Annotated in this window: 3 protein-coding genes; all 3 read right to left on the reverse strand. The window is 42.0% G+C overall.

Features of this window, described 5'->3' with window-relative positions; all coding sequences use genetic code 11:
- The coding region (gene tri1, locus SK47_RS22700) for an ADP-ribosylarginine hydrolase Tri1 (protein ID WP_048245221.1) at nucleotides 1-977 on the reverse strand (977 nt) is incomplete at its 3' end.
- Nucleotides 978-1,129: 152 nt separating this feature from the next.
- Nucleotides 1,130-1,381 (reverse strand): immunity protein Tsi6 family protein, encoded by a 252-nt coding sequence (locus tag SK47_RS22705; protein ID WP_255354027.1) that lies wholly within the window; start codon nucleotides 1,379-1,381, stop codon nucleotides 1,130-1,132.
- Nucleotides 1,382-1,476: 95 nt separating this feature from the next.
- Nucleotides 1,477-1,695: ADP-ribosylglycohydrolase family protein (locus tag SK47_RS22710; protein WP_048245219.1), on the reverse strand; the 219-nt coding region annotated here is incomplete at its 5' end.

Here is a 1,695-nt window from a genome sequence, read left to right on the forward strand (position 1 = left end):
GCTATTTGTCCCGCCGTCGCCGCAACGCTGTCAGCATCATCGGCAAGGTTGGCTGCCAGCAGAATGGCATCACGGAAATTATCCGTATTCCATACGGACCACATCGCGGCTTCAAGCGTATCGATAACATAACCACTTGAACGAATCTGATCGCGAGTTTTTTGCTTATATTCACCCGCGTTGATAATCATTACGCGTGGCTGAAGCGGCATAACGTGCGGAGAAAAAACAAAATCTTTATTGCTACCGTTAATCATATGCACAAGCAAATAACTTAAATACTGCGTGCTATTGATTGCTTCCGCGGCACCGTGTGTTGCGATACATTGTTTTTTAGCTTCATAAAACGCTTTGCTTAATGACTTTCTAAAAAAAATAGAGACAGGGGCTTGTCTGATAATGGAAGCATTACCCGCAGTTTCTGGAGCAGTATTGCCGCTCCATCCTGGGCCAATTGTTAAATATTGCTCTAAAGCAAATCGCGTTGTATTACCTATATCAAAACAGACGCCATTTGAACTGTTATAACCATGCTGATACCATTCCAGAAGCTTATTCCTGAAACATATAGTATCAGCATCGCCTTTCTCAAGAAGCGTTTCCGCAAGACATAATGCCATGGATGTATCATCCGTCCATTCGCCTGCACGAAGTTGAAATGGCCCACCTCCTGTCATATCTTTGACGTATGCTCTGTCACGAGGCAAAAATTCGAGCGTCGTACCTACAGCATCTCCAACAGCAAGACCAATAAGCGTACCTACCGCACGATCCCGTGATTGCGCTAGTGAGATATTACATGGTGGTGGTAAATCCCATTGTTTTTGTACATCACTATTTGAGGATGACTCTAATGGCTTATTATCATAAGTATACTGCATCCTTCGCTGGACTGAAGGTCTGCTAATGGGTAAGTATTTACGATATCTATCAACATATTTTAACAAGGCATTTAAATCAGCATGTAAGTCAATCACCTTTCACCCATAATAAAAAATATTATTCATATGAAATACTAAAATTCATCAGGGAATTTCTTCATGAGGTTTTGTTTCTTTTTATTATAGTTGGTATCGACCTCATGCGGCAGCCTAACCTTTAACCCTCGGCGGATTTGATCCACAATAAACTAGGCATCTGACAACCTTTCAAAAAACAACTCATCAGAATGATCAAACTCCTTCCCTGCATACATACCGAACGTCATATCCCATAATTTCGCTCTATCCTTTTCCTTGCCTTCGATTAAATCCCGTAGAAATAATAATTGTTGTACAATAGAGTCGTACATTTGCAAAAGCGGGGATTGGGGATCACGATTCTTGACGTCTGCATATCTTTTCTGTGCTAAAGTTAATGCTCTATCAACGTAACCAAACATTGTCATTTCATTCATTGCAGTAGATTCAGTTAACTAAAAATTCCATACCTGATCGCAAGTCATCATATGCCCTCGCTTACCCTTGGTAATTCTAACTATAAAAAATTATCCTCAGGTGCTCTATCGAATAGTTTACCCGCCATTGTGGCAATACGTTCGTGTTGTACGAGTTTATCTTTCCAGTCCTGCGGGATAGCGGAATAACCATACAACGCCCCCGCTATTTGTCCCGCCGTCGCCGCAACGCTGTCAGCATCATCGGCAAGGTTGGCTGCCAGCAGAATGGCATCACGGAAATTATCCGTATTCCATAC

Source organism: Enterobacter sp. BWH52 (genome assembly GCF_001037565.1).
GTDB lineage: Bacteria > Pseudomonadota > Gammaproteobacteria > Enterobacterales > Enterobacteriaceae > Enterobacter > Enterobacter hormaechei_C.